General features: G+C 71.2%; 22 protein-coding genes. 14 read left to right on the forward strand and 8 right to left on the reverse strand.

The genetic code is table 11. The features are described 5' to 3' along the window. Nucleotides 1-30: 30 nt before the first annotated feature. Entirely contained in the window at nt 31-1,848 is a 1,818-nt protein-coding gene (locus tag ABD932_RS04615) for an alpha-galactosidase D (RefSeq protein WP_345008811.1), read from the reverse strand. 32 nt (nt 1,849-1,880) lie between these two features. Further along, the gene (locus ABD932_RS04620) at nt 1,881-3,059 is read right to left on the reverse strand and encodes an ROK family transcriptional regulator (RefSeq protein WP_345008813.1); all 1,179 of its coding nucleotides are present in this window, start codon (nt 3,057-3,059) and stop codon (nt 1,881-1,883) included. 206 nt (nt 3,060-3,265) lie between these two features. Here ABD932_RS04620 and ABD932_RS04625 point away from each other — a divergent pair, with 206 nt between their 5' ends. The 7 genes from ABD932_RS04625 to ABD932_RS04655 all read left to right on the forward strand — a co-directional run bounded on the left by ABD932_RS04625 (nt 3,266) and on the right by ABD932_RS04655 (nt 11,996). Continuing rightward, the gene (locus ABD932_RS04625; protein WP_345008815.1) at nt 3,266-4,459 is read left to right on the forward strand and encodes a serine hydrolase domain-containing protein; all 1,194 of its coding nucleotides are present in this window, start codon (nt 3,266-3,268) and stop codon (nt 4,457-4,459) included. Between the two features lie 102 nt (nt 4,460-4,561). Further along, complete coding sequence (locus ABD932_RS04630; RefSeq protein ID WP_345008817.1) at nt 4,562-5,959, forward strand: CAP domain-containing protein; 1,398 nt, start codon at nt 4,562-4,564, stop codon at nt 5,957-5,959. A 71-nt stretch (nt 5,960-6,030) separates the two neighbouring features. Beyond that, the gene (locus ABD932_RS04635; protein WP_345008819.1) at nt 6,031-6,708 is read left to right on the forward strand and encodes an AIM24 family protein; all 678 of its coding nucleotides are present in this window, start codon (nt 6,031-6,033) and stop codon (nt 6,706-6,708) included. A 203-nt stretch (nt 6,709-6,911) separates the two neighbouring features. Further along, nucleotides 6,912-8,006, forward strand: a complete 1,095-nt coding sequence (locus ABD932_RS04640; RefSeq protein WP_345008821.1) for a tetratricopeptide repeat protein — start codon at nt 6,912-6,914, stop codon at nt 8,004-8,006. Continuing rightward, entirely contained in the window at nt 8,003-9,112 is a 1,110-nt protein-coding gene (locus tag ABD932_RS04645; RefSeq protein ID WP_425587404.1) for a polyprenyl synthetase family protein, read from the forward strand. The genes ABD932_RS04640 and ABD932_RS04645 overlap by 4 nt, the downstream gene beginning before the upstream one ends. Before the next feature lie 140 nt (nt 9,113-9,252). Then, complete coding sequence (locus ABD932_RS04650; RefSeq protein ID WP_345008823.1) at nt 9,253-10,212, forward strand: threonine/serine dehydratase family protein; 960 nt, start codon at nt 9,253-9,255, stop codon at nt 10,210-10,212. 155 nt (nt 10,213-10,367) lie between these two features. Further along, a complete protein-coding gene (locus tag ABD932_RS04655; RefSeq protein WP_345008825.1) occupies nt 10,368-11,996 on the forward strand; it encodes a serine/threonine protein kinase in 1,629 nt (542 codons plus the stop codon). A gap of 18 nt (nt 11,997-12,014) precedes the next feature. On the opposite strand, the gene ABD932_RS04660 is transcribed toward ABD932_RS04655, so the two are convergent. Further along, nucleotides 12,015-13,451 carry a serine hydrolase domain-containing protein gene (locus ABD932_RS04660; protein ID WP_345008827.1) on the reverse strand — a complete coding sequence of 479 codons (1,437 nt, stop codon included), beginning with the start codon at nt 13,449-13,451 and terminating at the stop codon, nt 12,015-12,017. A 143-nt stretch (nt 13,452-13,594) separates the two neighbouring features. Here ABD932_RS04660 and ABD932_RS04665 point away from each other — a divergent pair, with 143 nt between their 5' ends. After that, entirely contained in the window at nt 13,595-14,638 is a 1,044-nt protein-coding gene (locus ABD932_RS04665) for a hypothetical protein (protein ID WP_345008829.1), read from the forward strand. 29 nt (nt 14,639-14,667) lie between these two features. Here the strand turns inward: ABD932_RS04665 and ABD932_RS04670 are convergent, their stop codons facing one another. Both ABD932_RS04670 and ABD932_RS04675 read right to left on the reverse strand, forming a co-directional pair. Then, on the reverse strand, nt 14,668-15,150 hold the full coding sequence (locus ABD932_RS04670; RefSeq protein ID WP_345008831.1) for a DUF6328 family protein: 483 nt from the start codon (nt 15,148-15,150) through the stop codon (nt 14,668-14,670). Nucleotides 15,151-15,235: 85 nt separating this feature from the next. Then, the gene (locus ABD932_RS04675) at nt 15,236-16,219 is read right to left on the reverse strand and encodes an aldo/keto reductase (RefSeq protein ID WP_345008833.1); all 984 of its coding nucleotides are present in this window, start codon (nt 16,217-16,219) and stop codon (nt 15,236-15,238) included. Nucleotides 16,220-16,356: 137 nt separating this feature from the next. Here ABD932_RS04675 and ABD932_RS04680 point away from each other — a divergent pair, with 137 nt between their 5' ends. Next, the gene (locus ABD932_RS04680; protein ID WP_345008835.1) at nt 16,357-18,045 is read left to right on the forward strand and encodes a cholesterol oxidase substrate-binding domain-containing protein; all 1,689 of its coding nucleotides are present in this window, start codon (nt 16,357-16,359) and stop codon (nt 18,043-18,045) included. Nucleotides 18,046-18,052: 7 nt separating this feature from the next. Here the strand turns inward: ABD932_RS04680 and ABD932_RS04685 are convergent, their stop codons facing one another. Continuing rightward, nucleotides 18,053-19,264: an FAD-dependent monooxygenase gene (locus tag ABD932_RS04685; protein ID WP_345008837.1), complete on the reverse strand. Its 1,212-nt coding sequence runs from the start codon at nt 19,262-19,264 to the stop codon at nt 18,053-18,055. Between the two features lie 342 nt (nt 19,265-19,606). Between ABD932_RS04685 and melC1 the strand changes: the two genes are divergently transcribed. Both melC1 and melC2 read left to right on the forward strand, forming a co-directional pair. After that, nucleotides 19,607-20,017: an apotyrosinase chaperone MelC1 gene (gene melC1, locus ABD932_RS04690; protein WP_345008838.1), complete on the forward strand. Its 411-nt coding sequence runs from the start codon at nt 19,607-19,609 to the stop codon at nt 20,015-20,017. A gap of 34 nt (nt 20,018-20,051) precedes the next feature. Continuing rightward, a complete protein-coding gene (melC2, locus tag ABD932_RS04695; RefSeq protein ID WP_345008840.1) occupies nt 20,052-20,876 on the forward strand; it encodes a tyrosinase MelC2 in 825 nt (274 codons plus the stop codon). A gap of 18 nt (nt 20,877-20,894) precedes the next feature. Here melC2 and ABD932_RS04700 read toward each other — a convergent pair whose 3' ends face one another. Beyond that, entirely contained in the window at nt 20,895-21,587 is a 693-nt protein-coding gene (locus ABD932_RS04700) for a ribonuclease H family protein (RefSeq protein WP_345008842.1), read from the reverse strand. 36 nt (nt 21,588-21,623) lie between these two features. Further along, complete coding sequence (locus tag ABD932_RS04705; RefSeq protein WP_345008844.1) at nt 21,624-22,427, reverse strand: VOC family protein; 804 nt, start codon at nt 22,425-22,427, stop codon at nt 21,624-21,626. 151 nt (nt 22,428-22,578) lie between these two features. On the opposite strand from ABD932_RS04705, the gene ABD932_RS04710 reads away from it, so the two are divergent. The 3 genes from ABD932_RS04710 to ABD932_RS04720 all read left to right on the forward strand — a co-directional run bounded on the left by ABD932_RS04710 (nt 22,579) and on the right by ABD932_RS04720 (nt 26,282). Further along, nucleotides 22,579-23,586 carry a zinc-binding alcohol dehydrogenase family protein gene (locus ABD932_RS04710; RefSeq protein ID WP_345008898.1) on the forward strand — a complete coding sequence of 336 codons (1,008 nt, stop codon included), beginning with the start codon at nt 22,579-22,581 and terminating at the stop codon, nt 23,584-23,586. A gap of 190 nt (nt 23,587-23,776) precedes the next feature. Next, the gene (locus tag ABD932_RS04715; RefSeq protein ID WP_345008846.1) at nt 23,777-25,219 is read left to right on the forward strand and encodes a family 2B encapsulin nanocompartment shell protein; all 1,443 of its coding nucleotides are present in this window, start codon (nt 23,777-23,779) and stop codon (nt 25,217-25,219) included. A gap of 16 nt (nt 25,220-25,235) precedes the next feature. After that, nucleotides 25,236-26,282, forward strand: a complete 1,047-nt coding sequence (locus ABD932_RS04720; protein ID WP_345008848.1) for a family 2 encapsulin nanocompartment cargo protein terpene cyclase — start codon at nt 25,236-25,238, stop codon at nt 26,280-26,282. The last annotated feature ends 42 nt before the right edge of the window (nt 26,283-26,324 follow it).

The raw sequence follows: 26,324 nt of genomic DNA on the forward strand, positions 1-26,324 counted from the left end.
GGCGGGCGGATCAGGAGGACTGCAGAGGGATCAGGAGGTCTTCTGTACGTCGATCCGGTCGATGTCCGGCGCATAGCCGGTCCCGCTGTCGAACGTGATCGCGTTGGCCCCGGCCTTCAGCTTCACCGGCACGTAGACGCTGTTCACCGTCCCCCAGTCGCCCGTGGAGGCGAACTTGTGGGAGGTGGCGCCCCCTCCGTTGGCCGAGACCAGGACCGAACGGGAGTCACCGCTGATGTAGGCGACCTTGATCTGGTAGGTGCCGGCCGTGGCCACCACGACGTCGTTGACGGCGACCTTGCCGCCGACGTAGAGGTTGCCGACCTTGCGGCCGTCGGAGCAGGCGGAGCAGTCGGCCACGGAGGCATTGCCGCTGAGGGTGTTGGTGCCCGCCTCGGCCTCGTAGGCGGTCCAGGCCAGGTTCGTGCCGCGCGGGGTGACGGTGAACAGGCGGGAGCCGTGCGCCGGAAGCGCCTGGGTGATCCTGTCGGTGTGGCTGCCGAGGTTCTCCTTGTTCCACACGTCACGCACGGAGGCCTTGCCCTTGAAGCCGAGGGCCGACCAGTTGGCGGTCACCGAGGCGGGGGCGTCGGAGAGGTTGAACAGGGCCACGGTGTAGGTGCCGTCGGGGTTCTTGGCGGCCCACACCTGCTGCGGGTCGGATGCGGTGACGGGTTCGGCGGGCGGGGCGCTGCTCTGGTTGATCGCGATGACCTCGCGGTCGGTGAGCAGCTTCAGTCCGTAGGAGTCGAGCCTGGTGAGGTCGTCGCCGGTGAACAGCGGGGACTTGGCGATGGCCCACAGGGTGGCGTAGCTCTGCCGCTCGGCCTTGGTGAGGCCGTCCATCTCTCCGTTGCCGACGTTGAGGGAGTCGAGGTCGTTCCAGCCGCCGGGGCCTGCGTGGTCCGTCCAGGCCGGGGCGTCGTCCCAGCGGTCGTCGACCGAGTTCTCCCAGGTGACCAGGGTGTTGCAGTAGCACTCGACGTCGGTGTCGATGCGCCAGCCGTTGGAGTACTTCTTCCAGTCCTCGACATGCCCGTAGTCGAGGGACCAGGACAGCTCCAGGTGGATCGGACGGCCGGCGGTCTCGATGGCCTTCTTCCAGGCGGCGACGTCGGCGACGTTGTTGTAGTTGTCGCCGCTCTTGAACGAGCCGGGGCCGACGCCGTCGAGCTTGAGGAAGTCGTAGCCCCAGTCGGCGAACATCCGCGCCTGGGAGTCGATGTACTTCTGCGCGCAGGGGTCGGAGAAGTCGATCTTGTAGGCGCTGTCCCAGCCGTTGGTGGTGCGCAGGTCGTCGTGGACGATGTCGCCGGTCGTGCAGCCGTCGGCGTTCCAGATCGGGTTCTTGCCGTCGTTGTAGGCCCCCTTCTCCAGGCCGACCGGGAGGTAGATACCGGCCTTGAGGCCCTTGGAGTGGATGCGGTCGGCGACGGCTTTCATGCCGCTCGGGAAGCGCACCGGGTCGGCCTTCTGCCGGCCGTACTCGTCGAACTGCGACTTCCAGGACCAGTCCATCCACCAGCCGGCGTCTATGTTGACGTATTCGTAGCCGTACTTCTTCAGCTTGGCGGCCATGGCGTCGGTCTGCTTGACGACGTTCGCCTCGGACAGGTAGCTGTAGTCGCCCTTCGGGTTGAGGCCCGGGTACTTCGACGACTGCATGGTCCAGCTGGTCCAGCCCATGTAGGGCTTGGCGGCCACGGCGGTGGTGGCCGGGGCGGCCGGGGGTGTGCTGGTCTCGGCCTGTGCGGCGGGGACGGCGGCGGTGACAGCCGCGGTGAGGGCCAGGACCACCACGGCTCTCAAGGCGCGTGCGGGCATGACGGAGTACGAGGATGACCGCATGGGTCGTACCTCCTGGGGGTCGTTCAGCGGCTCTACCGCTGGTCGTCGGCTCTGATGAAGGACTGGATCGCGGTGGCCGCGGCCCCGCGTGCCCACTCCTCGAAGGGCAGCGGGCGGGTCTGTACGTCGCACCGGTCGGCGGAGCCGAACGCGGCCGCGGCGAACGCGTCGCGGATCTGTTCGGCGAACAGGTCGTGGGCGGCGAGGCCCTCGCCGGAGATGATCACCCGCTCGGGGCCGAGCAGGTTGGCCACGGTGGCGATGCCACGGCCGATGGCCTCGCCGGCCCGGGCGTAGGCCTCGCGCGCCCCCGCGACGCCTCGGCGGGCCAGCTCCACGGCCTCGGCGGTGTCGCGGACCTCGACACCCGTGGTCTCCCGGATCCGCCGGACGATCGCGGCGTCCCCCGCGATCGCCTCCACGCAGCCGTTGTTGCCGCAGTGGCAGGGCGGGCCGGACGGGTCGACGGTGACGTGCCCGATCTCTCCGGCCACGCCGTGCGCACCGGAGACCACTCGCCCGTGCACGACGAGGCCGCAGCCGATGCCCGCGCCGACCGTCACCACGGCGAAGTCGGACAGGCCCACACCCGCGCCGAACCACTGCTCGGCGACGGTCAGGGCCCGTACGTCGTTGTCCAGGGTGACCGGCAACCCGGTGGTCGCACCGGCGAGTTCGGCGAGGGGCATGTCCCGCCACTCCAGGAACGGCGAGTAGCGCACCACGCCCGCGCCGCGGTCCACGTCGCCGGAGACGGCGATGCCGAGTCCGAGGACGGGGACTCCCAAGTCGCCTGCCTCTGCGAGCAGTTCACCCACCAGCTCGGTGACCGAGGCCAGCACGCTCTTGGGTTCCCGGTCGGGAAGCGGGGTGTGGCTTGCGACCCGGACGCGGCAGCACAGGTCGGTGAGCACCCCGATGATCTCGTCGCCGGTGACCTTGAAGCCGATGAACAGCGCCCGTCCCCCGTCGACCCGTACCGGGTTGGCGGGACGGCCGAGCGCGGGGCGGGCCTGTTCGTCCGCGTCCTCCACCAGGTAGCCGGCCTCGATGAGGGGCCGTACAGCCTTGGTGACGGCGGCCGGGGACAGTCCCGCCCGCCGGGCCACCTCCAGGCGGGTGAGCGGCCCGTGGGACAGAACCGTGGTGAAGATCTGCGAGGCGGCCGGCGTGTTCGCCGGGAACGTCTCGGCGCGGCGGATCGAGGACATGCCCGGAACCTAGAGCCCTTATTTTCCGCCGTCAATAAAAGAAGCAGGATTCGCCGAGGGAACGTCGAAGGACTCCCACCCGGTGATCCGGGACTGTCCAACTGTGCGTCGTCCGTGGCGATGTGACGGGATGCGAGAAGGTTGCCCCGCGCGAAGGTGATCGTTCTCGTATCGGCAGCACATCGACAGGAACGGGAGAAAGCCGGATGGTCTCAGCAACGGTGGTCAGGGGTACGGCGGTGGCGGCGACCCTGGTGTCGCTCCTGGCGGTTCCCGCACACGCCGCACACGCCGCACCCCTGGAGGCCGGCGCCACCAGTGGCGACACCTCGGCGCGGGCCCTGCCGAAGCCCGATGTCACGGGCTTGTGGACCGTTCTGCGCACGGTGCGGCGACAGGGCGCGCCCGGCGCGATGGCACGGCTCGACGACCACGGCGCGGTCCACTGGGCGGCCACGGGCATCGCCGACCGCAGGACCGGACGGACCATCAGCAACACCGACCGGTTCCGCATCGGCAGCGTCACCAAGATCTTCTCGGCCGTCGTGCTGCTGCAACTGGCCGACGAGAAGAAGCTGCAGCTCGACGCCCCGGTCAACCGCTATCTGCCGGGCCTGCTGCCCGACGACCGCATCACGGTGCGGCATGTGCTCAGCCACCGCAGTGGGCTGCACGACTACACCAACGAGATGTTCGCGCGGACGGTTCCCGGCTTCGAGGCGGTCCGCACGAAGGTCTTCACCTACCGGCAACTGGTGGAACGGTCGCTCAGCAAGCCACGGACCACCCGGCCCGGCGGCGCGTACTCCTACTCCAACACCAACTTCGTCGTCGCCGGGATGCTCATCGAGAAGCTGACCGGCCACGCCGTGCGCACCGAGTACAAGAACCGGATCATCGACCCGCTGGAGCTGCGCGACACCTTCTACCTGCACCCCGCCACCAAGATCCCCGGCCGCCACGCCCGCGGCTATCTCACGCCGGACACGGCCGGCGCGGCGCTCGTCGACTCCACCGAGCAGACCGTGTCCTGGGCACAGAGCGCGGGTGCGGTCATCTCCAGCACGCGCGACCTCAACACCTTCCTGTCCGCGCTGCTCGGCGGTCGGCTCACCTCCCGGGCGCAGCTGGACCAGATGCAGCGCTGGGTGCCGTCGGGGACCAACCAGCAGTACGGGCTCGGGTTGCGGCGCCGCCATCTGTCGTGCGGAGTCTCCGTGTACGGCCACACGGGCGCCGTCCAGGGTTACTACACCTACGCGTTCGCGTCCAAGGACGGCAGGCGCAGCCTCGCCGCGCTCGCCAACACCTCCAACAACGGCACGGTTCTCAACTCCATGCTGGGCACCCTGGAGTCCGCGTTCTGCGGCAAGCAGGCGAAGACGCGCCGCGCGAACTGAGCCCGCGCGGCGGGTGGGAACCCGCGGGATCCGGTGAACGTTTTCCGGACATCCCCACCGGATCTCGAAGCCGGCTCCCGAACCACCCACCAGGACGGCACGATGAACGAGTTGGTCCCCGGGGGCAATCTGCCCCTCCCGGGCGGCAGCGTGGCCGTCCGGGTGCCCGGCCCCTTCGACGTGTCCGCGCTCGTCACCGACGACAGCGGCAAGGTCCGGGGCGACGCCGACTTCGTGTTCTACAACCAGCCGTCCGCGCCGGGCGCCCGGCTGCACGGCGACACCCTGACCGTCGACCCGCCGCGGCTGCGGCACGGCGCCACCCGGGTCACCGTGGTCGTCAGCCCCGCCGACCCCGGCACTCCCCTGGGCCGCCTGCCCGCCCCCACGCTTCACGTCACGGGCCCGGGCGGCCGCGCGATCGCCCGGTTCGCCCCGCCTCGCCCGCGGCAGGAGACCGTGCTGCTGCTCGCGGAGATCTACCGGCGCGGCGACGGCTGGAAACTGCGGGCCCTGGGGCAGGGGTACGCGGACGGGCTGGCGGGGATCGCGCGCGATTTCGGGGTGGACGTCGTCGAGGACGCCACCCCCACGCCGGTCCCGTCGACACCCGCGCCGCCCGCAGCCAGTACTCCGCCCATGGCGGGTGCTCCGCCCGTCCCCGGCGCACGGCCCACGATGCACACACTGTCCGCCCTCACCACCGCACCGCTCGCCTCCCCTGATTCCGACGGCTTCCTCGGCCTGGTCAACTCCGCCCGTGCCGGTGCCGGTTCACCGCCCGTCGCCCTGGACGGCCGGCTCGCCGGTGCCGCTCAGGCCCACGCCGCCGCCATGGCCGCGGCAGGACGGCTCGGTGTCGAGGGCCGCGACGGCGTCTCGGTGTACCAGCGCATCACCGCGACCGGGTACGCGTATCTCACCGTCGGCGAGCATCTGGTCTCCGGCCCCCGCACGCCCGCCGAATTCGTCGCGTACTGTCTGCGCACCGAGCAGCCCCGCCGCACCCTGCACGACCCGGCGTTCACCCACGCCGCCCTGGCGTACGTCAGGGGCGGCCGCTCGGGCGACACGTACTGGACGGCCCTGTGGGCCAGGCCCCTCACGCCGGGCGACCTGTCCCGCGCCGCGGCGGAGGTCGTCGACCTCACCAACCGGGAGCGGGCCCGGGCGGGGTTGCGTCCCCTGACCGGCGATCCCGCGCTCGGCGCCGCCGCGCAGGCCTACAGCACCGACATGGCCGCGCGCGCCTTCTACTCCCACACCTCGCCCGAGGGCACCCAGCCCTGGGACCGGGCGGCCGCCGCGGGTTCCCGCATGCGCATGATCGGCGAGAACATCGCGTGCGGTCAGCGCTCCCCCGCCGAGGTCGTGGAGGGCTGGATGAACAGCCCGGGCCACCGCGCCAACATCCTCAAGCGGGACTTCACACACATAGGGATCGGCTTCGCCGGCGGCGGCCCGGCGGGCACGTACTGGACACAACTCTTCGGCGCGTGACGCCGCGAGGGCGGCGACGGCGGCACACCGCGATCTGGCCGGAGCGGGACCGTCCGGGACAGGATGCCCCTATGAAGGGTGACCTCTTTTCCAGCGAGCACATGGTCCAGCCGGCCGCGGCGCCGGGCATGACGATCGAGAACCCCAAGTGCGTCAAGTACGCGGTGAACGGCGAGATGCACGCCCGCCAGGGCGCGATGATCGCCTACCGCGGCAACCTCCAGTTCGAGCGCAAGGGCCAAGGCGTGGGCGGCATGCTCAAGCGCGCGGTGACCGGTGAGGGGCTGCCGCTGATGGCGGTGCGCGGGCAGGGCGAGGCCTGGTTCGCGCACGAGGCGCAGAACTGCTTCATCGTCGACGTCGAGCCCGGTGACGAGTTCACGGTCAACGGCCGCAACGTGCTCTGCTTCGACGCTTCGCTGTCGTACCGGATCGCGACCGTGAAGGGTTCGGGCATCGCCGGTGGCGGCCTGTTCAACAGCGTCTTCACGGGCCAGGGCCGGCTGGGGCTGGTCTGCGACGGCAATCCGCTGGTGATCCCGGTCTCGCCCGAGTACCCGGTGTACGTCGACACGGACGCGGTGGTCGGCTGGACCGCCGGGCTGCAGACCTCGCTGCACCGCTCCCAGTCCCTCGGCTCGATGCTGCGCGGCGGCTCCGGTGAGGCCGTGCAGCTGATGCTGCAGGGCCATGGCCATGTCGTCGTACGGCCGAGTGAGGCGACACCGCAGAAGGCTCAGCAGCACTGACGTCCTCCGTGAGGTGATCTGCGCCTCACGAGCAACCCCGTCCGCCTCGCCGACGTCTTGATCGACAACAGATGAACAACAGCAGGTGATCGTCCGCGGATGACGCCCTGGCCCTCTGGGCCAGGGCTGGTTTTCGAGGCACTATACCGCCCATGTATACACAGTGCGTATAGATGGCGTGTATACCGGATCGAGAGGCATACATGTACGGCAAGGCATTCGCCCCGGAGTACCAGGGCGCCCTGACCACCCTGTCCGTCAACTCTTCGCTGAGCGACGTACTGGCCGCCGGCACCGAGCAGTTGGAGGCTGCCGAGCGGGCCGGGCAGCACGGCGAGGCGGCGCGTTCGGGGCTCGCGGTCGCCGAGGCGCACCGCCGACTGGGGCAGGTCGGGGACGCCGACCGGGCGTGGAAGGCGAGCTACCGCGCGGCGCGGGAGGCCGGCGACACCGGGGCGATGGCCTGGGCGCTGTGGAGCGGCGGCACCCTGGCCCGGCAGCGCGGCGCGTTCCCGCTGGCCCGGCGGCTGCTGCAGCTCGCGGCGGACCTCGGAGAGCGCGGCGGCGACATCGTCGTACGCGGCTACTCGCTGGCCGGGCTCGCGGAGACCGGCCGGATCCAGGGCGACTACGAGGCCGTCCACCGACTGCACGAACAGCTGCTGGCCGAGGCCCGGCGGCGCGGCGAGGCGCGGCACACGGTGTGGGCGCTGGAGGGCATCGCCCAGATCCACCGCAACACCGGGTCGTACGACACCGCGTACGCGCTGTTCGAGGAGGCCGCCGAGATCGCCGCGCGCGCCGAGGACCGGCGCGGTCACGCCTGGGCGCTGCGCGGGCTGGCCGACATCGTCTCCGTCCGGGACGGCGACACGGAGCGGGCGCTGGCCCTGTTGTCCGAGGCGGAGACCACGTGCCGCGCCATGAAGCTCTCCAGCGCGCTGGCCTACAACCACAAGATGCGCGGCAACGTCCTCTACCGCGCCGGGCGTTACGCCGAGGCCCGCGCCCTGTACGAGCAGGCACTCGCGGAGTTCCGTGCCATGAGCGAGCCCCGCGGAGAGGCACTGTCCCGGCTCGGGCTGGTCAAGTCACGGGCCCGACTGGGGCACGATCGTGCCGAGACCGCCGCTGAACTGACCGAGCTGGCCGGGGTGTTGGAGCGGATCGGGTTGCGGCACGCGCGGGAGATGGTGGCGCGGGCGCAGGAGGAGTTCGGTATCGGGGAGGGCGCCGCGGAGAAGCCGCACGGTGCGCGGATGGCCGTGGCGGGCGCCGGGGCGGTGACCGCACGGTGACGACGTTCCCTTCGGCGGTTCGGACTCCGTTCGACGCTCACCAGGTCGCCTTGCCGGCGCACGCACCGGCAGACAGCCACCAGCCCGCTCCGTCGACGCACACACCGGCAGACGCCCGCCAAGTCCTGGACCGCTGCCGCGCCTTGGTGCGGCCCGCTCTGCGCGACGCCGTGCGGCGGATGCATCCCTGGGTCGGCGAGATGGCCGCGTACTCCTTCGGCTGGTGCGAGGTGGGCGGAGCGCCGGCCGCCGCCTCCGGCGGGAAGGGCGTACGGCAGGCGCTGGCCGTGCTCGGGGCCGAGTCGGCCGGCGCTCCCGGGCATGTCGGGGTACCCGGGGCCGTCGCGGTGGAGCTGGTGCACACCTTCTCCCTGCTGCACGACGACATCATGGACGGCGACACGACCCGGCGTGGCCGCCCCACCGTGTGGCAGGCATACGGCACCGGGCCCGCCGTCCTCGCGGGGGACGCGCTGTTCGCGCTCGCCGTCGAGACGCTCGCCATGGCACCGGCGGGCCCGCAGGCGGTACGACTGCTGTCCGTGGCGTTGCAGGACCTGGTGCGCGGGCAGGCCGACGACCTGCTGTTCGCCACCCGTCCGTGGACGGGGCCGGAACGGGTACGGCCGGACGAGTACCGGGCGATGGCCGAGCACAAGACGGGCTCGCTGCTGGGCTGCGCGGCCGCGCTGGGCGCTCTGCTCGGCGGTGCGCCACCCTCTTCCGTCGCCGCCCTCGACCGTGCGGGGCGGCATCTGGGCGTCGCCTTCCAGGTGGTCGACGATCTGCTGGGCATCTGGGGCGACCCCACCGTCACCGGCAAGCCCGTGCACGGCGATCTGCGGGAGCGGAAGAAGACGTTCCCCGTACTGGCCGCGCTCGACTCCCCCGCTGCCGGCCCTCTGGCTTCGGTGCTGGAGTCGGCCGCCGACCCCGCCGCCGCGGCCGCGCTGATCGAGGAGCTGGGTGGCCGCTCGGCCGCGCTCGCCGAGGCGCGCCGCCAGGTGACCGCCGCGGAGGAGGCTCTCGCCGATGTGCCGCTGGAGACGAGGGCCGCCGGCGAGCTGAGGTCGCTGATCGACTTCCTCGTGCGGCGCGATCTGTGAGGGCTCGGTCCACCGCCGTACGGAGGTGAGCGACGGGTCACCATGGCGCCCGCCGCGTGGCCGGGTTGACCGCGGTCGCCTCCGGCGTCAGGGTGCGAAGCGGCACGGAGGACCTGCCCCGCGCCGGAAAGGTGCCTGCCTTGATCGGGATCTCCGACGTCGAAGCCGCGGCCGACCTCATCACCGGACACGTCGTACCCACCCCGACCGTACCCAGCCCGGGCCTCACGGACCTGCTCGGCGTTCCGGTCACGGCGAAGCTCGAACTGCTCCAGCGCACGGGCTCGTTCAAGGCCCGCGGGGCGACGGCGAAGCTGCTCTCGCTGAGCGACGCCCAGCGCGCCGCCGGGGTCGTGGCGGTCAGCGGCGGCAACCACGGGATCGCCCTGGCGATGACGGCCGCCGTCCTCGACGTGAAGGCCACCGTGGTGATGCCGCGTTCCGCGCCCGCCCGCGCCGTCGGGATCGCCCGGGACGCCGGAGCGTCCGTGCGCCTGACGGACGACATGGACAGCGCGTTCTCGCTCGTCACGAGGCTGCGGGACGAAGGGCTGACGCTCGTCCACCCCTTCGACGACCCGTTGGTGATCGCCGGTCAGGGCACCGTCGGGCTGGAGCTCGCCGCGGACGCCGGTGAACTCACGGACGTACTCGTCAGTGTCGGCGGCGGTGGGCTCATCGCGGGCGTCGCGGTGGCGCTGCGGGCCCGCCGGCCGGGCGTGCGGATCTGGGGTGTGGAGACCGAGGGCGCCGAGGCCATGTCCGCGGCGCTGGCGACGGGCGGGCCGGTGCCGGTGCGGCTGTCGTCGATCGTGACCACCCTGAGCGCGCCGAGCGTGTCGCAGCTGACGTACGACCATGTGTCCGCCCTGGTCGACGAGGTGCTCGTGGTCCCGGACCGGGAGGCGGTGCGGGGTGTGCTCGACCTCGCCGAACACGCCAAGCTGTGGACCGAGCCGGCCACCGGCTGCCTGCTGCCCGCGGCCCGGCTCGTGCTGGAGCGGGTCGGGGAGGGCGCACGGCTCGGGCTGGTCGTGTGCGGGGGCAACGCGACGACCTCGGACGTGCTGCGCTGGGCGGCCGATTTCGGCCTTCGCTGACCGCTCCGGCTCAATTCCCGTGTGTTTTCCACTGCTTACTCACGCGTAAGAAACAAATGAAAAGAGGCGGCCTTTAGTTGAGGATTTCGTTGAACGCTTCCCGTCACGTCTCTCGTACTTCCTGTGAGAAATGAGAGCCAGGGGTTCAACGAGGGATGGCCATGGTCAAGGCGCGCGTCTCCACAACAGAGTTGGTCGCGGGAAGGTACCGGCTCGTCGATGTCGTCCATCGCGAGACGAATCGCGTCAGTTACTACGGCGAGGACATCGAGACCGAACGCCCGTGCCTGCTGACCCAGATCGGGCTGCCCGACGACCCCTGCCCGGACGACAGGCGCCGGACGACCTCCCGGATCCTGCGGACGTCCGAACGAATGGGGCTGCTGCGTCCGGGCCGGGTCGCCACCGTCCTGGAGGCCGTCGAGGAGTCCGGGAACCTGTGGACCGTCACCGAGTGGATCGAGGGCACGCCGCTGGGTGAGCTGCTCACCCAGCAGGGCACGTTCAACTACGTACGGGCCGCCCGCATCGGCCTGGAGCTGCTCGACGTGCTGGAGGCGGCGCACGTCGCGGGCATCACGCACGGCGAACTGAGCCCGGGCCAGGTCTTCGTGCACGAGGACGGCTCCGTCGTCGTCACCGGCTTCGGCCTGGCCGGCGCGACCCTGGCACCCCGGGTCGCCGCGCCGTCGTACGCGTCGCCGGAACAGGCCCGCGACGAGCGCATCGGGCCGGCGTCCGATCTGTGGGCGCTCGGCGCGATCCTCTACACGATGGTCGAGGGACGCCCGCCGTACCGGGAACGGGACCGGCCCGAGGCCACGTTGAAGGGGGTGGACCGGCTTCCGCTGCGCGCCCCGGTGCGTGCCGGGCCGCTCACCCAGGCCGTGCAGGGACTGCTGCGCAAGGACTCCCGGGAGCGGCTGAGCAGACCGGTGATCCGTGACGCGTTCATGCGCGTCCTCAACGAGGACCCCGAGGCACCCCTGCAGGCAACGCCGCGTCCCCGCCCGAGTGGCCTGTACACCGCGGGCCCGGGGTGGGGCAGACGTGCCATGGTCGCCGGCACCGCCCTCGCGGTGGTCACCGTCGCGGCCGCGGTCCTGGTGGTGACCAACGGCCGGGAGGACGACGGAGGTTCTTCGGCGGCCGGCGCGGCACCGACCCCGTCGACTTCCGCGAAGCAACCCACGAGCCCGCCCCCCACGAGCCAGGCCCCCACAAACCAGGCCCCCACCGCAGAGCCCACCCCGCCCCCCACGAAGGAAGCGACGAAGAACCCGCCGCCCACCGCGTCCCCCTCGGGCAACGCTCTGCCCGACGGCTTCCGGACGTACAAGTCACCGGAGGGCTTCTCCGTCACCCTCCCCCAGGATTGGAAGCCCCTGCGCACGACGCGCGCCTCCGACCTGGCGTACCGGGTGGTGTTCGGCGCGGAAGGCGATCCCCGCACGCTCGCCGTGACCTACAGCGAGCGCGTGGGCCCGGACCCCGTCGCCGTCTGGCGCGACGACGTCGAGCCCGGGCTCAAGCGGGCCGGCGTCGGCTACGAGCGCGTCGGTGACATCGACGCGACCACATACCGGGGCTACGAGGCCGCCGACATCCAGTGGCTCGCCGACGACGACGGCACCCGTGTCCGTACCTTCGGCCGCGGCTTCCTCATCGGCGAACACCGCGGCTATTCGCTGCGCTGGACGACCTCGGCGGCCGACTGGGACGACGCCGACAACCGGGAGGCCCTGGACGTCGCCCTGGACACCTTCCGGGTGCCCGAGGACTGAGCACCAAGGCCCGGCGGGTCAGGCCGAGGCGCGAGGTGCCCGCATCGCCCGCAGGGGCAGCCCGTGCAGCGGTTCCGTACGCCAACTCGCCTTGAACGTCCGGTCCTTGAGCGAGCACGTCACGTCCAGGTGGTGCGGGGTCTCCAGGAACGCGACGTCCACGACGAGGGTGTCCGCGTCGCTCCAGCCGCCGCTCACCGCGGTGGGCACCGGTTCCTCGGTGACGGTCCACCCGGCCTCCCCGAACCGCACGCGCAGCGGGTGGCCGTCCTCGGTGAGCGTCAGCGTCCAGCCGTCCGCGCCCGGCGCGAGGTCGATCGCGGTGAGCTTGGGCAGTTGCGCGCAGACCCCGCCGTCCGGGGTGAACGCTGCGGCGGACCAGGCCTGGGCACGCTCGGGCGGTGCGGGCTTGCCGGCCGCAGGCGACAGCGTGAGACCCGCCAGCCGTGCGGCCAGGGCAGCATCCGCCGCCTCACCGCCGGTCAGAGGTGCGGGCCGGAACGCGGGCACCAAGTGCTCCCAGACCAGGTTCAGCACGGCCTGCATGTTCCAGGTGTCCCCGGTCGTCGCGATGACCGCGTCCTGTTCGGGCAGCACCAGGCAGAACTGACCGAACGCGCCGTCACCGCGATAACCGTGCCGGGACATCCAGAACTTGAAGCCATAGCCCCGTTGCCAGTCCTCCCCGGGCCTATCACCGGCGGTCTCGATCTGCGCACGGGTGGCCTCGGCCACCCACCACTCGGGCAGCAGCCGTTCGCCCTCCCACACCCCGCCCCGCAGATACAGCTCGCCGAGCCGGGCGACGGCGTCGGTGGTGGCGTGCAGTCCGCTGAAGCCGAGTTCCCGGCCGCTGCGGTCGCGCAGCCACCCGACGTCGCCGATGCCGAGCGGATCCAGCAGACGCGGGCGGAGATACTCGGTCAGCGACCGGCCGCTCGCCTTCTGCACGATGGCGGAGAGCGTGAAGGTGGCCGGCTGGTTGTACGCGAACACGGTCCCCGGGTCGCGGGCCGGCGGTATCAGAAGGAACCCGCGCACGAGGTTCTCCCGGTCGAGCTCGCGCGCCGCGAAGAGGGTGTCGCTCTCGTGGCCACTGGCCATGGACGCCACGTGCCGGACGAGCATCGCGCGGCTGCGCGGGTCGGTGATGTCGGCCTCGAACTCGGGGAAGTACGAGATCACCGGGTCGTCGAGGCGGATCAGCCCCTCGGCGGCGGCGATCCCGGCGGCAGCCGCGGTGAAGCTCTTGCTGATCGAGTAGAGGAGATGGGGGCGTTCGGCGGTGTACGGCGCCCACCAGCCGGACGCGACGAGCCGGCCGTGGCGCAGGATCATCAGGCTGTGCGGCTCGATGTCCGGGGCGGCGTCGAGGGCGTCGAGGAAGGCGAGGACACCGGCGGCGTCGACGCCCTGGGCGGCGGGGGTACTCGAGAGCAGCGGGCGAACAGTCATGCGGGCATCCTCTCCCAGGGCTCGGCGACGATCGAGGGCACGGGCGCCGCCGGGCGTGCAATAGGCTGCCTCTCTGCACATGTGCGGTCCGACACCTCTGTTCACATGTGCGGTCCGATCAGCACTGCTCAGGAGAGTCATCCGTGACCCTTGCGTTCGTCCCGCCCGAGACGTCCCCCGCGCCCCAGGCCCCGCTGTCCGACCTCGTCGCGCGGGACGCGCGCGAGTTCGGGGTCTACGCGCGGACCGGGGGGTGGGCCTTCGGTCTGATGGTGGCCCGCAGCGTGCGGCCCGGTGGCCAGGGAGCGGACGAGACGCCGAAGGTGTCCGCGAAGGAGTTCGCCGAACTCGCCGGGTGCTCCCCCGAGCGGGTCATGCGCTACTACAAGGCGTGGGACCGGGCCGCCGACGACGGCCTCGTCCCGCACTTCGAGGCCCTCGCGCCGGGCCAGGAGGTGGAGCTGCCGGACGCCGACGTGTGGCTCGGCTACTACGTCTCCCGCAACAGCGCCACCTCCGAGCGCGGCACCGCCATCGCCGAGGCCGCCGAGGCCGAGGGCATCCGCCCGACGAAGGCCCTGGAGGTCGCCGAGAACCCCACCGCGCTGCGCGCCGCGATCCTCGCCGACCCCTCGACCGCCCGCGCTGCCCGCCAGGCGCTCCTCGACCGGGTCCGTGAAGACCCGGACCTGCAGGCCGAGTTGGCGCGGGACGTCGTACGCACCGACGACCTGAAGAAGGCCGTCGCCACGGAGAGCCGGTCGGCCGACCGGATCGGCTACGTCCGTCAGATCGCCGAGTCCGGCCAGATCAAGACACCGGCCGGGCAGACCGTCGACGCGCCCGTGGACCTGCGCCAGGAGGCCGAGCGGCACCTGTCGCTCATCGAGGAGCTGGAGGAGGACGAGGACACCGGTGAGTGGGCCACCGAGGCCTACGACACCATGAAGTCGCTCGTCGTCGAGGCCGTGGAGGCCGACCCCGAGCTGCGGGTGCAGGAGCGGCGGACGAAGTTCTACAACAGCCTGCAGAAGGCGACGAAGGTCTTCGAGGAGCTGACCTTCGACGATGTGCAGGAGTTCGTCGAGGACGACATGGTCCAGCAGTTGGAGGAGCTCCAGCAGGCCATCGCGACGGCCATCGCCGCACTGCGCGGGACGCGGCAGGGCCCGGAGCGGGCCGAGTAGCCGAACTCACCCTTCCGGGGCGCCGCCGCTCACTCCGTGTGGTGGCGGCGTGCCCAGATCGGCAGCGCGAACCAGCACACCAGGTACCAGACGACCACGCCCGAGACCAGCCAGGGCACATAGTCGTCGTGGGTGGCGACCCTCAGGATCAGCAGGAGCGAGCACGCCGTCGTGGCGAGGAGCAGGATCAGGCCGACAAGCGTCAGCCGGGAGGCCAACGTCACCGCCTGCGGTTTGATGCGCCGGCCGGACACCAGCCGGTGCAGGGACACGGGACCGATGAGGGCGCCGGTGGCACAGGCGCCGAAGACCACAGTCACGATGTATATCGTCTGGTCCGTGTCGTTGAGCGTGTCGTACTTCGTCGTGAACACGACGGTGAGCAGGAAGCCGAACAGGATCTGCACGCCCATCTGGGCCACACGGACCTCTTGGAGGAGCTCGCCCCACATACGGTCGGCGCGCTCCTCCTCACTCTCGTCGCGGCCCGTCCGTCTCTCCTGCTCGGTCATGCGGTACGGGTAACCCCGACGCCGAGCACTCAAACCGCGGGGCTCCGGGAGCGGCTCGGTGGCCGCTCCCGGAGCCGTACCGCGGTTACCAGCGGTTTTCCACCTGGTCCTTGATCCGTCGGTCGTAGAGGTTCTGGATCGCGGCGAGCGTCTCGTCGGACAGGTCCGGCAGCGCGGCGGCGGCCGCGTTGGCGCGGGCCTGCTCGGGCGAGCGGGCGCCCGGGATCACCGTGGTCACGCCGGGCTGCTGGATGATCCAGCGCAGGGCCAGCTGGGCCGGGGTGAAGCCCTCGGGAGCGAGGGCGGCGAACTCGACGGCCGCCTCCACACCGGACTCGTAGTCGACGCCGGAGAAGGTCTCGCCCTGGTCGAACGACTCGCCGTGCCGGTTGTAGGTGCGGTGGTCGTTCGCGGGGAAGACGGTGTCCTTGGTGTACTTGCCCGACAGCAGGCCGGAGGCCAGCGGAACCCGCGCAATGATGCCGACGCCGGCCTCCCGGGCGGCGGGCAGCACCTCACGCAGGGGCTTCATGCGGAACGCGTTCAGGATGATCTGCACGCTGGCCACGCCGGGCCGGGCGATCGCGGTCAGCGCCTCCTCGCACGTCTCCACGCTGACGCCGTACGCCGCGATGCGCTCCTCCTCGACCAGGGTGTCCAGGGCGTCGAACACCTCGTCCGTCGAGTAGACCGGCGTCGGCGGGCAGTGCAGCTGGACCAGGTCGAGGCGGTCCACGCCGAGGTCGCGCCGGGAACGGTCGTTCCAGGCGCGGAAGTTGTCGAGAACGTAGTTCTCGGGGATCTGGTCGACGCGGCGGCCCATCTTGGTCGCCACGAAGATGTCCAGCTCGGGCCTGCCACGCAGGAACGTGGCGATGGTCTGCTCGCTGCGTCCGTCGCCGTACACGTCAGCAGTGTCGAAGAAGGTCACCCCCGACTCGACCGCCGCGTCCAGCACCGCGAGGGCTTCCTTGTCGTCGACGTCTCCCCAGTCGGCGCCCAGCTGCCATGTCCCGAGACCGACGACGGAGGCCCGCCGTCCCAACCTGCCGATTACACGCTCGTCCATGGCGTCAGTGTGTCATTCATCATGGGCATGCGCGGAACGGGCCCCTCCGCCGCGTTCCCTGTGAATTATTCACTCACACGGATGAATGGATCGTACGGACGCACGGTGACCGCCGAGCCGGTCCCTAGCGTGAGCTCATGATCGACGACTTCAGCCGCAGGGGCTTCCTGCGCACCGCCGCCCTGGCCGCCGTACCGATTCTCCTCCCGGCCGATCCGGCCGTCGCGGCACAGGAGTTACCGGACTTCCCGGCGGAGGTGACGCTGTACCGCTCCTCGTACCGCAACTGGGTCGGCGAGATCACCGCCGACGGGCTGTGGGCCTGCGCACCGGACACCCCGGACCAGGTGGTCGCCGCCGTCAACTGGGCCCGGCGGCACGGCTGGAGGGTCCGAGCCCGGGGCGCCTCGCACGGCTGGTCACCGCTGACGATCACCCAGGGCACGCCGTCGGACACGCAGGTCCTGCTCGTCGACACCGCCCCTCACCTCACCGGCCTGTCCCGGGAGTCGCCGGACTCCGTCCGCGCCGGCACCGGCGTCACCCTGGAGGCCCTGCTCACCTACCTGGAGGAGCGCGGACTCGGCGTCACCGCCGCGCCCGCGCCCGGCAACCTCACCCTGGGCGGCGCCCTGGCCATCGACGCGCACGGCACCGCCGTACCGGCACGCGGCGAACGGCGGCTGCCCGGGCACACGTACGGCTCGCTCAGCAATCTCGTGCTGTCGCTGACGGCGGTCGTCTGGGACGAGGCCAGTGGCGCGTACGTGCTGCGCACCTACGACCGTGATGAGGCGGACTGCGCCGCGCTGCTGACCCATCTCGGCCGCTCCCTCGTCACCGAGGTCGTGCTGCGCGTGGGCGAGAACACCGCCCTGCGGTGCGTGAGCCGTACGGACATCCCGGCCGGCGAGCTCTTCGCCGCGCCCGGCACCGAGGGACGTACCTTCGAGAGCTTCCTGGACCGGGCCGGGCGGGTCGAGGCGATCTGGTTCGCCTTCACCGAGTTCCCGTGGCTGAAGGTGTGGAGCGTCACCCCCACCCGGCCGCTGACCTCGCGGCAGGTGAGACAGCCGTACAACTACCCGTTCTCCGACAACGTGCCGCGCCCGGTCGCGGAGCTGGTCGGGCGCATGGTGTCGGACGGGGCCTGGTACCTGGCGCCCGTACTGGGCAACGCGCAGTACGACGCGGCCGCCCTCGGGCTGGTGGCGACGCTGTCGGCGGACCTCTGGGGGCCGTCCAAGAACACACTGCTGTATCTGCGGCCCACGACGCTGAGGATCGCCACGAACGGGTGCGTGGTGCTGACGAGCCGGGCCCAAGTGCAGCGTGTGGTCGCCGAGTTCACGTCCTTCTACCGGGAGCGGCTCACGGAGTACGCCGCGCGGGGGCGGTTCCCGGTCAACGGCTCGGTGGAGATCCGGGTGACGGGCCTCGACGATCCGGCGGACGTCGGGGCGGACGGTGCGCGGACGCCGCTGCTGTCGGCGCTCCGGCCGCGCGGCGATCATCCCGAGTGGGACACCGCCGTGTGGCTGAACATCCTGACGCTGCCCGGGACGCCGTTCGCGGAGGCGTTCCTGCGCGAGATCGAGCAGTTCCTGCTCGGCACGTTCGACGGCGGGTACGCCATGACCCGGGTCGAGTGGTCGAAGGGCTGGGCCTACACGGACGAGGCCGCCTGGAGCGACGACGAGGTACTGGGCTCGACCGTGCCGGGCAGCTTCGGGGAGGACGCCTGGCGCGAGGCTTCGGCGGTCCTGGACCGGCTCGATCCCCACGGCGTGTTCGGCAACGCCTTCCTCGACCGGTTGTTCAGGTGAGACCCGGCTACTTCCGGGACGCCCTGGCCTGCAGGGTGCGCGCGACCTTCGGTCCCAGCCGGCGCTTGAGGCGGCGCAGTACCTCCAGTCGCCCGGCCGCCCTGTCGATCCCGTAGTACAGCCGGGGCGGCACGTGGGGCAGCAGGGGTGAGTGGCGCTGGCCGAGCAGGGCGAACATCTGCTGCGGGGGCAGGGCGATGTAGCGGGGCAGGTTCTCGTACCACTGGGCGCTGTGGCGGGCCGCGCTCTGGAGGGGCAACAGGGCCTGTCGACGCTCCTGTTCGTAGCGGGTGAGGGCCTGCGGGAGGGCGGGAAGCTCGTGCAGCGCGCCGGCGAGGGCGATGGCGTCCTCCAGCGCGAGGGTGGTGCCGGCGCCGATGGAGTAGTGGGTGGAGTGGGCGGCGTCGCCGAGCAGGACGAGGTTGTCGCGGTGCCAGGTGCGGTTGGTGAGGGTGCGGAAGGTCTGCCAGCGCGCGCCGCCCTCGACGCCGGAGCGGCCGACGAGGGGGTGGCCGTCGAGGATGCCGGCGAAGAGCTTCTCCAACAGGGCCGGTCCGCCGGTCTCGTTGGCGGTGTCGAGGCCGAGGCCGGTCCAGGTCTCGGGGGCGCATTCGACGACACAGGTGCCGGCCCCGGGACCGTAGCCGTACCCGTAGCACCAGATCCAGCCGTGCTCGGTCTCGGCGAAGGCGAAGGTGAAGGCGTCGAAGACCTTGCTGGTGCCGAGCCAGATGTAGGGGTTGCGGCCGGTTCCGATCTCGGTGCCGAAGTGGTCGGCGTGGCGGCCGCGCAGGGCGCTGTGGACGCCGTCGCAGGCCACCACCAGGTCGGCGTCGGGCAGGTTGTCCGGTGTGATCCGGTGCTCGAACTCCAGGCGGACGCCGAGCGAGCGGGCGCGGGCGGCGAGGATCTCCAGCAGTCGGTGGCGGCCGATGCCGCGCCCCTCGTCGCCGGGCCGGCGGGTCGTCAGGTCCCGTACGTGGGCGACGCCCTCGCTCCAGCGGACCGAGCTCGCGTCGATGGCGCGGGCCGACTCGGGGTCGTGCTCGTGCAGCTTGTCGAGCAGTTCCCGCCAGTACGTGACGCCCCAGCCGTAGGTGGCGCCCTCCGGGTTGCGTTCGTGGACGGTGATGTCGTGGGACGGGTCCCGCAGCTTCAGCAGGATCGAGAGGTACAGCCCGGCGGGTCCGCCGCCGACACAGGCGACCTTCACACACACCCCTAGAAGTTACCCAAAACGGCCATTTCGGCTCCGCAGGGTAGCAGGGCGGACACCCCGCACCGCCGCGCTCCGGATCGCGCCAGTTTCAGCGGGTGAGACAGACCACTGACGCCGTCGCCGTCCGCGAAGGACCGCCGGGAACGCGATCACCTGGAGAAGGAATTCCCCGTTCCGGTGATGCACGGACGCCTCACACAGCAAGATCACCCTTGTTCAACCCTGCACGACATTTATGCACTTGTCCTGATCGGAGCCAACCACTACCGACCGATTTCTCCCTCTCTCGTCCCGCCCGGTAGGCATGCGGAGTCGTCCATCGAACGAAACCAGGAGGTCCGTATGCCGGAACTCAACCGTCGCCGTGCGCTCACCGCCGCGGCCGCCCTCGCCACCGCGGCAGGTGTCCAGACGGTCGCCGCCACGAGCGCGTCCACCACCCCCAGCGCATCCACCACCCGCAGCGCGCCCGCCGCCGGGCACGACGGCCACCACTCCCCGGCGTCCTTCGACGAGGTCTACCACGGCCGTCGGATACAGGGCCGGCCGGTCTCGGGCGGCGGCCACGAGCATCACGGCGCCGGCTACGCCGTGTTCGTCGACGGCGTGGAGCTGCATGTGATGCGCAACGCCGACGGCAGCTGGATCAGCGTCGTCAGTCACTACGACCCGGTGCCCACCCCGCGCGCCGCCGCCCGCGCCGCCGTCGACGAGCTGCAGGGCGCGGCACTCCTGCCCTTCCCCGCCAACTGACCTGCCGTACCCGCACTTTGGAGCATCCGCACACATGACCGTCCGCAAGAACCAGGCCCTGCTCACCGCCGACGAGAAGCGGCGGTTCGTCGCCGCCGTGCTGGAGTTGAAGCGCAGCGGCCGTTACGACGAGTTCGTCACGACGCACAACGCGTTCATCATCGGCGACACCGACAACGGGGAGCGCACCGGCCACCGTTCACCGTCCTTCCTGCCCTGGCACCGCAGATTCCTGCTCGATTTCGAGCAGGCGCTGCAGAAGGTGGACGCCTCGGTCGCGCTGCCGTACTGGGACTGGACCACCGACCGCTCCATACGGTCCTCGCTGTGGGCGCCGGACTTCCTCGGCGGCACAGGGCGCAGCCGCGACGGGCGGGTGATGGACGGGCCGTTCGCCGCGTCGAGCGGCAACTGGACGGTCAACGTGCGGGTCGACGGCCGTACGTTCCTGCGCCGATCGCTGGGCACGGCCGTACGGGAGCTGCCGACCCGGGCCGAGGTGGAGTCCGTGCTCGCGATGCCGACGTACGACATGGCGCCCTGGAACAGCGCCTCGGACGGCTTCCGCAACCACCTCGAAGGGTGGCGCGGCGTCAATCTGCACAACCGGGTCCATGTCTGGGTCGGCGGGCAGATGGCCACCGGTATGTCACCCAACGACCCGGTGTTCTGGCTGCACCACGCCTACATCGACAAGCTGTGGGCGGACTGGCAGCGGCGGCACCCCGGCTCCGGCTATGTGCCGACCGCCGGGACACCGAACGTGGTCGATCTCAACGACACGATGAAGCCGTGGAACGATGTGCGCCCGGCCGATCTGCTGGACCACACCGCGCACTACACCTTCGACGCGGCCTGAGCCCCGCAGGCCGATCCGTCAGGCTTCGACGGTACGGCAGTCCGGGTGGCCCCAGCCCTGGGCGTTCTTGGCGATGGGCTCGCCCGCCGCGTAGCCGCGTCCGCAGATGCAGCGGCCGGGGAACTTGGCCTTGATGGTGCGCGAGGAACTGCCGTTCTTCCGGGGCGCCGCGGCCTTGCGGCGCGGGGACTTGGCCGGCGGGGTGTCCGGGGAAGGCGGCGGCTCCGGTGAGCCGAGGCCGCTGCCCGCGGGCTCCTGGACGCTGGCCGCCTGGCTGGCGGCGCGGTCGGCGAAGTCGTTCAGCGGGTCGCCGTCGACCTGGTGGGCGGGGACGTAGCGGAACTCGACCGTGCGGCCGTCGAGCAGTTCGTCGATGCGCACGACCAGGTCCTGGTTGGCGACCGGCTTGCCGGCGGCCGTCTTCCAGCCGTTGCGCTTCCAGTTCGGCAGCCAGGTGGTGACGGCCTTCATGGCGTACTGCGAGTCCATGCGGATCTCCAGCGGTACGCCGGGGTCGGTCGCCGTGAGCAGGCGTTCCAGCGCGGTGAGTTCCGCGACGTTGTTCGTGGCTCTGCCGAGCGGCCCCGCCTCCCAGCGGGTCGGCGTCTCCTTCTCGTCGGCGACGACCCAGGCCCAGCCCGCCGGCCCGGGGTTTCCCTTCGAAGCCCCGTCGCACGCGGCCACAACTCGTTCACGCATGTGCCCGATCATGCCATGGGCGGGCCGGGTGCCCGGTCGCGGAGTCGGTCAGGAGACGTCGCTGAGCTTGGGCATCTCGCCCTCGGTGGTGCTGGTGTCGATCACCGAGAAGTTCGCGCCCTGTGGGTCGCTGAGCGCGGCGAACCGGCCGAACGGGCTGCTCATCGGGCCGAAGCGCAGCACGCCGCCGAGCTTGGTGGCCTTGGCGACGGCGTCGTCGCAGTCGGGGACGTTGAAGTAGACGTTGATCCACGGCGGGATGTCGTCGGGGAAGTCGTCCGTCATCTTCATCCGGCCCAGGGCCATGGTGTCCCCGCCGAGGGTGTAGAGCCGGAAGTCCATCTCCCCGTCCTCCATCTGCTGCTGCCCGTAGCCGAAGACAGCGGGGAAGAAGGTGTCGGACTTCTCCGGCTCGCGGGTGAAGATCTCCGCCCAGCAGAAGGCCCCGGGCTCACTCATCTCCGCCTCGAAGCCCTCGTGGGTGCCGGCCTGCCACACACCGAAGACGACGCCACCGGGGTCGCGGGCCAGGCACATGCTGCCGAAGTCGCCGACCGCCATGGGCTCCATCAGGATCTCGCCGCCGTTCTCACGGATCTTCGCCGCGGTGGCGGCCACGTCGGGCGAGGCGAAGTAGAGGCACCACTGCGACATGCCCTCCTGGCCCGGCATGGGCGGGACCACCGCGGCGGCCGCCTTGCCGTCCGCGTAGGCCTGGGTGTAGTTGCCGTACTCAGACGACTGCTCGCCGAACGTCCAGCCGAGGACGTCGCCGTAGAAGCTCTTCGCTCCCTCGATGTCGGTGAACATCGCGTCGGCCCAGACAGGGGTTCCTTCAGGTTTCACGGCCATGACTGCGGCCCTCTCCCGGATCGGTGAGTTGTCCGGATTCTCACGCTAGTCATCCGGCAGTCCGGCCGCGCGCCGAATGCCTGCTCCCGTCCCAGACTGGGGGCAGACGGCGAGCGGTCGACGGACGGGGCTCGGTATGGCGGACGGAACGATGCACGCGTGGTCGGTGGTCGAGCCGGGGCCCGTCGAGTCGGGGTCCCTGCGCCTGGTCGAGAAGCCGGTGCCGGTGCCGGACGCCGACGAGCTGCTGGTGCGGGTGCGGGCCTGCGGGGTGTGCCGAACGGATCTGCATGTCGCCGAGGGGGATCTGCCGGTTCACCGGCCGGGGGTCACGCCCGGGCACGAGGTCGTCGGCGTGGTGGCCGGGTTCGGGGCCGCGGTGCGCGGATTCGACGTCGGGGAGCGGGTGGGGGTGGCCTGGCTGCGGCGCACCGACGGCACCTGCGCCTACTGCGCGCGCGGCGCCGAGAACCTGTGCCCTGCCTCGCGGTACACGGGCTGGGACGCCGACGGCGGTTACGCGCCGTACACGACCGTACCGGCCGCGTTCGCGTACCGGTTGCCGGGCGACCTCGACGACGTGACGCTCGCGCCGCTGCTGTGCGCCGGGATCATCGGCTATCGCGCGCTGCGGCGGGCGGCACTCCCGGCGGGCGGGCGGCTCGGGCTGTACGGCTTCGGGGGCAGCGCCCATCTGTGCGCGCAGGTGGCGATGGCGGAGGGTGCCGTGGTGCACGTGCTGACGCGGGGCGCGGCCGCGCGGAAGCTGGCGCTGGAGCTGGGGGCCGCCTCGGCACGTGACGCCGCCGAGCTGCCGCCGGAGCCGTTGGACAGCGCGATCCTGTTCGCACCGGTCGGCGATCTGGTCCCGGTGGCACTGCGGGCCCTCGACCGGGGCGGAACGCTGGCGATCGCGGGGATCCACCTCAGCGACGTCCCGGCGCTGCGCTACGAGACCGACCTCTTCTACGAGAAGCAGCTGCGCAGCGTCACCTCCAACACGCGCGAGGACGGCCGCGAGTTCCTGGCGCTCGCCGCCGCGCACGCCGTACACGCCACCACGCACCCCTATCCCCTGTCGCGGGCCGACGAGGCGCTGCGGGACCTGAAGGCGGGCCGGTTCGACGGGGCTGCGGTGCTGGTCAACGACCTGTCCTGAGCGCTGTCACACGGCGTGCGGAGGCACGGGAGGGGGGCGGGATCACCCACGGTGCGTCTTCTGCCTCATACGGCAGGTTTGCACCTCCGGCGCCTGAAACCGCCCCTTTCACGCCCTGATCACGAAGCCACCACGGCTGTTTGGCTGGTGCCCGCGCTCGGCCAGCCCCGCTCACCTCCCGGGAGGGAAATTGTCCACACCGGACAGCGCCACCGGTCCCGCCATCGACGAACCCGATCCCGCACCGAATTCCGAAGCCTCACTCACCAGTCTCAGCACCCAGGCGGCCCGGCAGCTCGCCACCACCACCAAGTCCGAACCCCAGATGCAGGCCATCAGCTCGCGCTGGCTGCTGCGGATGCTGCCGTGGGTGGACGTCAAGGGCGGCACCTACCGGGTCAACCGGCGTCTGCAACTGCGCGTGGGCCGCGGCCGGGTGCAGTTCGACCAGAACGGCGCCTACGACATCAAGGTCATCCCCGAGACCCTCACCGAACTGCCGGTCCTGCGCGGCTACACCGACACCGACGTCCTCCGGGAGATCTCCACCCGGTTCCGGGTCCGGGAGGTGCGCGCCGGCCAGGTGCTCATCGAGGCCGGGCAGCCCGTCACGGAGACCTACCTTGTCGTGCACGGCCGGTTCACCCGCTTCACGGAAGGCAAGTACGGCGAGGAGGAGATCGTCGGCGTCGTCACCGACGGCGATCAGATCGGCGACGAGGCCATCGGCCAGCCCGACCCGCTGTGGCTGAGCTCGGTGCGGGCGGAGACGGCCGGCGTCCTGCTCACGCTGCCCTGGAGCGTCGTCCAGGAGTTCACCGACCGGGTGCCGTCCCTCGCGGCGCACCTGGAGGCCTACGCCGCCCAGCAGAACCTGCCCATGAACCGCAAGGGCGAGGCCGACGTACCGGTGCAGGCCGGCCACGTCGGCGAGCCGACCATCGACGGCGGCTACGTCGACTACGACCTCGCCCCTCGCGAGTACGAGCTGTCGCTCACCCAGACCGTGCTGCGCGTCCACACCAGGGTCGCCGATCTCTACAACAACCCGATGAACCAGACCGAGCAGCAACTGAGGCTGACGATCGAGGAGATCCGCGAACGTCAGGAGTGGGAGCTGGTCAACAACCGGGAGTTCGGGCTGCTGCACAACGTCGACTACGGGCAGCGCATCAGCACCTTCACCGGGCCGCCGACCCCGGACGACATGGACGAGCTGCTGTCGATGCGCCGTAAGACGAAGCTGTTCATCGCCCATCCGAAGGCGATCGCGGCGTTCTTCCGGCAGTGCAACCGGCGCGGGCTGGTGCCGGGCACGGCGAGCGTGGAGGGGCACGAGATCCCCGCCTGGCGCGGTGTGCCGATCTTCCCGTGCAACAAGATCCCGATCAGCCCGCAGCACACCAGCAGCATCATCGCGCTGCGCACCGGTGAGGGCGACCAGGGCGCCATCGGGCTCTACCAGACCGGGATCCCGGAGGAGCACCAGCCCGGTCTGAACGTTCGGTTCATGGGCATCGACGCCAACTCGATCATCCGCTATCTCGTCACCGCCTACTACTCGCTGGCGATCCTCGTCCCCGACGCGGTCGGGATCCTCGAGAACGCCCAGGTCGGCCGGACGGCCGAGTGACCTCGTGGAGCACGTCATGAGCACGTCGTCCCCCACCTCGCTGCCGGGCCCGCCGAACCTGGCGAGCAGCCTGCGCGCCCGGCGCGGCGGGGCGATCCCGGGGCTGCGGTACCGGCAGGTCGCACCCGCCGACCCCGAGAAGGCCGCGGAGGTCGACCACAGGCTGGAGGCCTGGGCGCGACGCCTCGATCTGTTCCCCGCGGCATGGTCGGGGGACTTCTCGGGGTTCCAGTTCGGCCGGGCGGTGGTGCTCCAGCACCCGGAGGCGGCCGATCTGGAACGGCTGACCGCGGCCGGCGAGCTGCTGCTCGCCGAGAACGTCGTCGACTCCTGCTACTGCGAGGAGGACGAGGGCCGGGGCGGTGCGCGCCGGGGCCTCGGGGGCCGGCTGATCATGGCCCAGTCGGCGATCGACCCCTACCACGGGATTCCCGAGCTGGAGGAGGAGTGGCGCGAGGGGGTGCGGGCCGATGGTCCGCTGCGCTCCTACCACTTCGCGCTGCAGGACTACGCCGCGTTCGCCACGCCCAGCCAGACCGCCCGCTTCGTGCACGACATCGCCCGGCTGCACCTGGGTTATCTGGCCGAGGCCGCGTGGGCGGAGACCCGGTACGTGCCGCGGGTCTGGGAGTACCTGGTGATGCGCCAGTTCAACAACTTCCGGCCCTGTCTGTCGATCGTGGACGCCGTGGACGGCTACGAACTGCCCGAGGCCGTCTACGCCCGGCCCGAGATCCAGCGGATCACCGCGCTCGCCTGCAACGCCACCACGATCGTCAACGACCTGTACTCGTTCACCAAGGAGCTGGCCAGCGACCCGACGCACCTCAATCTGCCGCAGGTCATCGCCGCGAACGAGCGGTGCGGGCTGAAGGCCGCCTATCTGAAGGCCGTCGAGATCCACAACCGGATCATGGAGTCCTTCGAGGAGGAGTCGGCCCTGCTGTCCGCCACCTCACCCCTCGTGGAGCGCTACGCCCGGAGCCTGTCCGACTGGGTGGCCGGCAACCACGAGTGGCACGCGACCAACACCCACCGCTACCACCTGCCCAACTACTGGTAATGCGCCATCGAATGACAGAGCGTCACAGAAAACCAGCACGAG

Source organism: Streptomyces shaanxiensis (genome assembly GCF_039537145.1).
Classification (GTDB): Bacteria; Actinomycetota; Actinomycetes; order Streptomycetales; family Streptomycetaceae; genus Streptomyces; species Streptomyces shaanxiensis.

Coding starts and splice junctions, on each gene's coding strand:
- ABD932_RS04615 (WP_345008811.1), bottom strand. CDS start 1,848: ATGCGGTCATCCTCGTACTCCGTCATGCCCGCACGCGCCTTGAGAGCC.
- ABD932_RS04620 (WP_345008813.1), bottom strand. CDS start 3,059: ATGTCCTCGATCCGCCGCGCCGAGACGTTCCCGGCGAACACGCCGGCC.
- ABD932_RS04625 (WP_345008815.1), top strand. CDS start 3,266: ATGGTCTCAGCAACGGTGGTCAGGGGTACGGCGGTGGCGGCGACCCTG.
- ABD932_RS04630 (WP_345008817.1), top strand. CDS start 4,562: ATGAACGAGTTGGTCCCCGGGGGCAATCTGCCCCTCCCGGGCGGCAGC.
- ABD932_RS04635 (WP_345008819.1), top strand. CDS start 6,031: ATGAAGGGTGACCTCTTTTCCAGCGAGCACATGGTCCAGCCGGCCGCG.
- ABD932_RS04640 (WP_345008821.1), top strand. CDS start 6,912: ATGTACGGCAAGGCATTCGCCCCGGAGTACCAGGGCGCCCTGACCACC.
- ABD932_RS04655 (WP_345008825.1), top strand. CDS start 10,368: ATGGCCATGGTCAAGGCGCGCGTCTCCACAACAGAGTTGGTCGCGGGA.
- ABD932_RS04660 (WP_345008827.1), bottom strand. CDS start 13,451: ATGACTGTTCGCCCGCTGCTCTCGAGTACCCCCGCCGCCCAGGGCGTC.
- ABD932_RS04670 (WP_345008831.1), bottom strand. CDS start 15,150: ATGACCGAGCAGGAGAGACGGACGGGCCGCGACGAGAGTGAGGAGGAG.
- ABD932_RS04675 (WP_345008833.1), bottom strand. CDS start 16,219: ATGGACGAGCGTGTAATCGGCAGGTTGGGACGGCGGGCCTCCGTCGTC.
- ABD932_RS04680 (WP_345008835.1), top strand. CDS start 16,357: ATGATCGACGACTTCAGCCGCAGGGGCTTCCTGCGCACCGCCGCCCTG.
- melC1 (WP_345008838.1), top strand. CDS start 19,607: ATGCCGGAACTCAACCGTCGCCGTGCGCTCACCGCCGCGGCCGCCCTC.
- melC2 (WP_345008840.1), top strand. CDS start 20,052: ATGACCGTCCGCAAGAACCAGGCCCTGCTCACCGCCGACGAGAAGCGG.
- ABD932_RS04700 (WP_345008842.1), bottom strand. CDS start 21,587: ATGATCGGGCACATGCGTGAACGAGTTGTGGCCGCGTGCGACGGGGCT.
- ABD932_RS04705 (WP_345008844.1), bottom strand. CDS start 22,427: ATGGCCGTGAAACCTGAAGGAACCCCTGTCTGGGCCGACGCGATGTTC.
- ABD932_RS04710 (WP_345008898.1), top strand. CDS start 22,579: ATGCACGCGTGGTCGGTGGTCGAGCCGGGGCCCGTCGAGTCGGGGTCC.
- ABD932_RS04720 (WP_345008848.1), top strand. CDS start 25,236: ATGAGCACGTCGTCCCCCACCTCGCTGCCGGGCCCGCCGAACCTGGCG.